7 protein-coding genes and 1 pseudogene are annotated in these 8,243 nt (G+C 43.9%); all 8 read right to left on the reverse strand.

Annotation, left to right across the window (positions count from 1 at the left end):
* Nucleotides 1-22: 22 nt before the first annotated feature.
* Nucleotides 23-358 (reverse strand): hypothetical protein, encoded by a 336-nt coding sequence (locus EI164_RS13045; RefSeq protein ID WP_192520382.1) that lies wholly within the window; start codon nt 356-358, stop codon nt 23-25.
* A gap of 91 nt (nt 359-449) precedes the next feature.
* Nucleotides 450-953, reverse strand: coding sequence for a M48 family metallopeptidase (locus tag EI164_RS13050; protein ID WP_192520383.1), 504 nt, complete (start codon nt 951-953; stop codon nt 450-452).
* Nucleotides 954-1,122: 169 nt separating this feature from the next.
* The gene (gene betT, locus EI164_RS13055; protein ID WP_192520384.1) at nt 1,123-3,168 is read right to left on the reverse strand and encodes a choline BCCT transporter BetT; all 2,046 of its coding nucleotides are present in this window, start codon (nt 3,166-3,168) and stop codon (nt 1,123-1,125) included.
* Nucleotides 3,169-3,460: 292 nt separating this feature from the next.
* Nucleotides 3,461-5,161 (reverse strand): choline dehydrogenase, encoded by a 1,701-nt coding sequence (betA, locus tag EI164_RS13060; RefSeq protein WP_192520385.1) that lies wholly within the window; start codon nt 5,159-5,161, stop codon nt 3,461-3,463.
* Nucleotides 5,162-5,289: 128 nt separating this feature from the next.
* Nucleotides 5,290-6,801, reverse strand: a complete 1,512-nt coding sequence (gene betB / locus EI164_RS13065) for a betaine-aldehyde dehydrogenase (RefSeq protein ID WP_225739292.1) — start codon at nt 6,799-6,801, stop codon at nt 5,290-5,292.
* Nucleotides 6,802-6,960: 159 nt separating this feature from the next.
* Nucleotides 6,961-7,533: a TetR/AcrR family transcriptional regulator gene (locus EI164_RS13070; RefSeq protein WP_192520386.1), complete on the reverse strand. Its 573-nt coding sequence runs from the start codon at nt 7,531-7,533 to the stop codon at nt 6,961-6,963.
* Between the two features lies 1 nt (nt 7,534).
* Complete coding sequence (locus EI164_RS13075; RefSeq protein ID WP_192520388.1) at nt 7,535-7,879, reverse strand: DMT family transporter; 345 nt, start codon at nt 7,877-7,879, stop codon at nt 7,535-7,537.
* Between the two features lie 213 nt (nt 7,880-8,092).
* Nucleotides 8,093-8,243 (reverse strand): annotated as a pseudogene (locus EI164_RS17120) (IS30 family transposase); the annotation flags it as partial.

Here is an 8,243-nt window from a genome sequence, read left to right on the forward strand (position 1 = left end):
TCTTTGGGGTAGTATAAACCTCTTATGCACTGTCCAAGTTTATTATGCCACTACAGTTTTTAGGTGGCTGTCCGGTTGTGACACTATCGGGTGCCACGCGCAGCGCCATATCACCTGCTGACCCACAAAGCAGAACGCGAGTAGTTGCGCCTTGTTGTGCTGATTGCATAGTAAGTACCATCGACATGAGCTGAACCTGTGCATTGTCCGACGTCACATTAATCAACACCGACGGTGCAGGCTCTTTAATCTTAGGATTGACTTTGCTTGTTTGAGACATCGCGTTGGTCGATGTACAGCCCACCATTATCAATGAGGCAGCACTTATCGCAAGCGTAGTGGCAATTATTCGTTTCATCATCATCTCCATTTATTATCATCATTAGAATCAGCGATACTTTATATTATATACTAAAATATATTAATAAAAAATATATTATTATGCCTGTCTAAATGATGACACGCTCTAGCTCTCGCCAGTGCAGCCACAAGCATGTATCTAATTCAAGCTGATGATAGTCTGGTTCCATATGACAGCATAATTGATAAAATGCTTTGTTATGGTCGTGCTCTTTAAAATGCGCCAACTCATGCACAACAATCATGCGCAAAAACTCAGGTGGTGCTTCTTGAAACAAGCTCGCCACCGTGATGCTATTGTGCGATTTTAGCTTACTACCCTGCACCCGAGATTGAGTGGTGTGCATACCCAGCGCATGTTTGAGAACTTTTAACTTGCTGCTATAGCTGACATTGGATAGCTGTCCCACTTTGCGCATATATTGGTTTTTTATCTCATTGATATATTGATAAAGCATTTTATCGCTTTGTATCTGGTGCTTAGTCGGATACTTTTTTTCTAGATACTCACCCAGCCTGTTCTCACTAATGAGTAGCGACGCCTGAGCTTGGATTTGCTCAGAATAGTGAGCAATGTACTTTAATGTGGCCACAAATTTATCCTTTGCTGATACGTTAGCACTGTCCTCTATAGATTTTACCCTATATCTACTCGCTGCCTATTTTATTATTCATAAATAAACCCCATAAGCTGCATTCAACTTATGGGGTCGTTTTTTACAATATTTTTACTTAGATATTCAGGACGTGTTAATAAATCAATTAACGCTCTAAATGTAGATACTGCAAATGACGCTCGTATTGATTTAAGATATCGACCAATACTTGTTCTTTAGAGTAACCCACTAAATCGTACTCTTGCGAGCCTTCGCTCAAAAACACCTCGGCACGATAATAGTACTCTGCATTCTTAGTTGAAGTGCTCAATGTGAAATTAGGACGCTCAGCTTTAATCAAGTTGACTTCATAAATAAAGTCATCTTCGTCGCCATGTCCAACTCGCAATTTTAGACCATCTATTTGAACATTACTTTCATCGACGCCTTGGTCTATATCTTGTCCAATATGTGCAGGATTACGGATATCCAAAGACGTTTTTAGACCGCCTGCGGCAAACTCTTTTTCAACTTCCGTCATGGCAGGTCTAACCACGTTTTGTAAAAACTGTTCCACTTGTGCATGTCTAGGGAAACTGACAATACGTTGCAAGCGCGCTTTCCAGCTCTTACCACTGTCCAGTACATTAGCCGTACCAATTGTACTAGCCTTACGTTTATTACCTTCTTCTTTTAATGATCTCCACATCGACACCATATAGAGCACCAAAATGAGCGAGAATGGCAAACCTGCAATCACAGATACTGACTGTAACGAGGCAAAGCCACCAGCAAATAATAGTCCTAAGGTGATAAAACCTGTAGCTGCAGCCCAAAACAAGCGCAACCAAACTGGAGCATCTGTATCATTGGTCATGCCTCTTGAGCTCAAGTTCGCTAATACTAACGCGCCTGAATCCGCTGAGGTCACAAAAAAGATAAGCCCGATAATCACACCAGCGAATGATAAAACATCGCTATAAGGAAAATGCTCAAACAAGGCAAACATGCCCATCGCTGCATCATTAACCGCGATTTCACCCAGCTCAGTGGCGCCATTAGCGACCAAATCTATCGCTGAGTTACCGAAGATAGAGAACCAAGCAAAGATAAAGCCAAGCGGAATAAACATCACGCCAAAGACAAACTCACGCAAGGTACGACCACGACTAATACGTGCGATAAACAGGCCTACAAACGGCGCCCAAGCAACCCACCACGCCCAGAAAAATATCGTCCAACCTGATTTCCAGTCAGCACCAGCTTGACCATCATAAGCATAAACATCAAAAGTTTTAAAAATGATGGTTTGGAAATACTGTCCGATATTTTGGGTAAAGGTATTCAGTAGATAAACCGTGTTACCCATTACTAATATCGCAATCAATAGCAATATCGACGATAGCATATTGAATTCAGAGAGACGGCGTACGCCTTTTTCTACACCTGTCATCGCAGAGACAGCTGCTGCCGCGACAACACCTACGATAATAATCGTCTGAACTGTTTTGCTCGATTCGATACCGAATACATGAGTCAATCCTGCATTGGCCTGTAATACCCCAATGCCCAAGCTGGTGGCGATACCCATCAAAGTACAAACCACACCAAAGGTATCGATACTATCACCCAGCCAGCCTTTGATTAAACGCTCACCAAAGACAGGTGTCAACGGCGAACGTAGCGCCAGTGGCATGTTTTTACGATAAGCGAAGTACGCCAACGCCATACCGATTAGCGCATAAATCCCCCAGCCATGTAACCCCCAATGTAAGAAGGTCTGCGCGAGTGCTTCGCGCATGGCCTCTGCACTAGCAGGCTCTAAACCAGTATGCGGTGTCAAATAGTGCATCAACGGCTCAGAGGCACCAAAGAACAATAAATCAATACCGATACCAGCCGAGAATAGCATGGCGGCCCATGCTAAAAAAGGAAACTGGGCTTTTTCATGGTCTTGCCCAAGCTTGATATCGCCGTACTTGGAGAAACCAACAAATAGCGCAAATATGCTATAAGCGGCAACCACCAACATGTAATACCAGCCAAAATTCTCTGATACCCATGCCATACTCGAACTTAACAATGTCTCACTATAAGTTGGAAACGCAATCGTCCAAATTATCAATAAAATAGAAATAATAGCCGAGCCTAAAAAGACAGTTTTATTTAGACTCAAAGGTTTTGTCGCATCTTCTGATGGCGAGCTGTACATAAAAGACCTCTATAGGTAATTAAACAGGGTCTGATATTGCTTTGTCCGTCATAACCTTATGAATTATAGTCATGCAAAATATAAATAACCGCATGACGCACAAAGCAGTACCAATAAATGAAATTTGCTAAATCAGTAATATAAGAAATAGCAAGACAAACGATAAATAGATGTAGCCATAACAGCACTCATCTTCTTAACTTTAACGCTGATAAAAAAGACCTTCACTGTGAAAGGTCTTTCTATTGAAATAGTATTATATTATTCATTGTCCAATAGCTAATATCATTGTTTAGACAGTAGAACTATAAGCGCGCATTGGTTCCGATCTGAGCGGTGCACCATTGGCCGTAAAATAATCTGCCGTCGAACGTGGTAGCTGTACGCCGCGCATTTTATCAGCGATTTTTTCTGCCAACATAATAGTCGTTGCGTTTAGATTCCCACTGATGATGTTCGGCATGATAGACGCATCAACGACACGCAAACCGTCGATACCATGTACCAGTCCTTCTCCATTGACGACTGAATCATTGCCTTCACCCATCGCGCAAGTACAAGAGGGATGATAAGCTGTCTCGCTGTGATTACGGACATACTCGTCTAACTGCGCATCGGTCACTAGATCATCGGTTGGTGCGATCGATCGACCACGATAAGGATCCAGTGCTGGCTGATGCATAATCTCACGAGTGATACGCATGGCAGCACGGAACTCTTGCCAGTCTTGATCGTGAGACATATAGTTAAACAAGATACTCGGATGAGCACTTGGATCTTTTGAGGTCAGTTTGACACGGCCACGACTTGGCGAGCGTAATGAGCCCACGTGCGCTTGGAAGCTATGAGACTTCACCGCACTGCGGCCATCGTAGCGTACCGCTAATGGCAAGAAGTGATACTGAATATTCGGATGGGTAAACTTCTCATCGGTACGAATAAAACCGCCACCTTCGAACTGATTTGACGCACCCAGTCCAGTACCATTGAATAACCACTCCGCACCGATGGCAGGTTTGTTCCACCATTTATTGGCCGGCGCAATCGACACAGGTAGTTTACACTCATACTGCATATACAGCTCTAAATGATCTTGTAGATTATTACCAACCCCTGGTAAATCAAAAATCTCATTAACACCCACGTCTTTTAGCCATTGACCAGGACCAATACCAGAACGCTGCAACAGCTGCGGTGAGGCAATGGCACCCGAGGAGACAATCACCTCACGAGAAGCATGAAAGTTTTTGGTTTGACCTTGATGCTCTACTTTGACACCAATAGCACGCTTACCATCAAACAAAATCACATCGGTCAGCGCGCCAGTCAAAATCGTAATATTACTACGCGCTTTGGCACGGTCGAGATACCCACGTGCCGTTGACGCGCGGCGACCATCAGGCGTCACAAAACGATCCATTGGGCCAAAGCCTTCTTGCTGATAGCCATTTAAGTCTTCAGTACGCGGATAGCCAGCTTGCACACCTGCCTCAATCATTGCTTGAAACAGTGGGTTGACCCCTGGCTTAGAAGTAGTCATCTCAACGGGACCACCCACACCATGATAGTCATTCTCGCCAACATCACGATTCTCTGATTTTTTAAAATAAGGCAAGCAGTCCAAATAGCTCCAGTCCTCTAAGCCCTGTATTTTAGACCAGTCATCAAAATCCAAGGCATTACCGCGGATATAGCACATACCATTGATCAATGACGAGCCGCCAAGCCCTTTACCGCGACCACAGTCCATGACGCGGTTATTCATATAAGGTTCAGGATCGGTTTTATAACCCCAGTTATAGGTCGTTCCTTGCAATGGCATCGCAAGTGCCGCTGGCATCTGCGTGCGAAAGTCTAAGCGATAATCTGGGCGGCCGGCTTCTAACAGCAACACCTTAATGTTGGCATCTTCAGTCAAACGAGTGGCCAGCACATTTCCTGCTGAGCCTGCGCCGACGATGATGTAGTCATATTCAGGTGTGGTTGTTGTCATAAAACGCTCCATAATATTTAAGATAAATCGTTTACTATCAGTAACCTTTGAGTAAAAAGGCAAATAAGCCCTGTTAAACCAAGCTTACTGATTAAAAAACGGATCAAGAACTTTCTCAATACAAGTGATTAAAATACAGATTCAAACTTACCCAGCTCTACTTGGATAGACTTAGTCTGTGTATAGTGCTCAAGGGCTTCGATGCCGTTCTCACGGCCAACACCTGAATGCTTATAGCCACCGACTGGCATTTGTGCTGCTGACTCACCCCATGTATTCAACCAGCAGATACCCGCTTCGATCTGAGCGATGACTCGATGCGCTCGAGTCAAATCAGCAGTTACCACTCCAGCGGCCAAACCGTAATCGGTATCATTGGCACGGCGAATGACTTCTTCTTCGGTTTCATAAGTCAATATCGACATCACTGGACCAAAGATTTCCTCACGCACGATGGTCATCTCATCGGTACAGTCAGTGAATACTGTCGGAGCAACGAATGCACCATTTGCAAGCGAATCTGTCGTTACACGCTCACCGCCCGTTAGGACGCGTGCGCCACTGGCTTTACCTTGCTCGATATAACCAAGCACTCTTTCCATATGCGGGAAGCTAACGAGCGGGCCCATGTTGATGCTTTCGTCGATAGGATCACCGAGCTTAATACGCTCAACACGCGTTGCAATGGCTTGCTCAAACTGAGCTTGCATCGCCTTAGGAACGAACACGCGCGTACCATTGGTACATACTTGACCACTACTATAGAAGTTCGCCATCATCGCGATGTCAGCAGCCGTATCGATATCAGCATCGTCAAATATGATTAATGGTGACTTACCACCGAGCTCTAGTGTTACGTCTTTGAGAGACGATGCGGCTGCACTCGACATAACTTTTTTGCCAGTTGGTACGCCACCTGTAAATGATACTTTGGCGATATCAGGATGCTGAGTTAATGCTTCACCCACTTTATAGTTGCCTTGCACAACGTTGAATACACCGTCTGGCAATCCTGCTTCTGTAAATATTTCGGCCAGTTTCAACGCGGTTAATGGCGTTACTTCTGATGGTTTGAATATCATTGCGTTACCAACAGCCAGTGCTGGTGCTGCCTTCCACATCGCGATTTGAATAGGATAGTTCCACGCACCAATACCAGCGACCACACCCAGCGGCTCACGGCGAGTATAGACAAAACTGCTATCACGTAGTGGAATCTGACGACCTTCAATCATTGGTGCCAAACCTGCATAATACTCAACGACATCGGCACCAGTGACGATATCTACATACTTAGTTTCAGAGTACGCTTTGCCTGTGTCTTGCGTTTCTAGCAGTGCCAATACATCGTTGCGTTCACGCAATATAGCGACTGCATTTAACAGCACACGGCCACGCTCAACCGATGTCATCGCTGCCCAAACTTTCTGACCTTTTTGCGCAGCTTTAACAGCCTCATCGAGTTGCTCATTGGTCGTTTGCTGAACGGTCGCCAGTAACTCACCCGTCGCTGGATTGATATCTTCAAAAGTAGACAAGGCGTCATCAACAGCCAGATAACGACCATTGATATAAGCGGTTTGTACTTGTTCTAAATTGATAATATCTGTTAATTTATTTTTTGTGTTTGTCGCTGTCATGGGATACTCCTTCTGACGACTGGTAAGGTGCTATAAAGAACACTCTTATTAAGTCATATCGTCATGGTTTCAGTTTTAAACATAGAGTTTATGTTTACGTCTTTTCTTTGCATACCTTGCTAAGGTCATTTCTTTAATGAAGTGCTTGAAGATCAGGTTTCATGACCTCTCAAGTTGCGTCATTTTTATTAAACGCTCACGTAAGGATTTTTTATCCGAGATATTAATCCCCGAAAAGTCAGAGAGCCAAATACCATCAGCGACCAAACGCGCCATGCATAGTGTTTCGCCACCATCAGTCTTTTCATGCTTTTTTAACTGCTCATTTGACCACTTAGCCCACCGTTCACGCAGCTCACTATCACCCAGCATCAACACGTATAACGTCGCTTGGCTATCGAATTCTTCTTGAGATTTTTCGCCCAGACTGATAGTGGCATCGATATAAGCACGAGTAAAAGAGCCGTAACGCACTGGATCTTTAGCCATTGCGTTATCTACCTCTGCCTCAAACTTTGCCATCGCATCATAAAAAACTTCTAGAATGAGTGCGTTTTTAGTAGCAAAATGATGCATGACGCCACCTTTAGTCACTCCAACCGCATCTGCCACAGCTTGAAAAGTGACTTTCGACAACCCTTGCTCTAGCGTAATTCTTGCCGCCTGATCGAGCAGCGCACGACGAATAACCTCTGGTTGTTTTTTACGTTTATGAGCGTTTTCAACTTCCATATCAATGCACCACGGAATTAGAGAATAAATTCATTACCACGACACCACCTACAATCATAATGATACCCACTACTGCCGCCGTATCAAGCGTCTGCTTAAAAAACACCAAGCCAATCAGCGAGGTCAGAACGATACCCAATCCACCCCACAAAGCATAGGCAATACCTAGAGGTATGGTTTTGAGCGTTTGTGTCAAAAAATAAAATGAGATGGTATAGAGCACACCCATGATCAAAGTCGGTAGCAAACGGGTAAACTGTTCTGACTTCGCCAAAAACGTCGTGCCCGCCACTTCACAAATAATGGCAATGGCCAAGTAACCGTAAGCAATAGTAGTAGGACTCATAGTCAATACACTCATCTCATCTCAAATCAATCGTATCCTTTTGATTCAGCATGAATTATCGATAAAAATCGAACAATTCAAGCACCAAAGATACCGTACGGTCGGTATTCTATAGACATACACTCACAATGTGAAGGGTTTGTTCGTGATTTTTTGTCTTAAGTAATAAAAATATTGCTTTAATATTCTTAGATTAACACACCAAGTGCAACGCTAATTAATATTATAGAACGCCTGCATAGGCGTCTTAAACCCTAATCGTTTTCTTGGTCTGTTGTTTAATTTGTTCTCAATGTCCTGCATCTCATCATCAGAGACTTGTCTAAAGTCACAACCCTTAGGCAAGTACTCTCTGATAAGGCCG

This window comes from Psychrobacter sp. FME13 (genome assembly GCF_014861395.1).
GTDB lineage: Bacteria > Pseudomonadota > Gammaproteobacteria > Pseudomonadales > Moraxellaceae > Psychrobacter.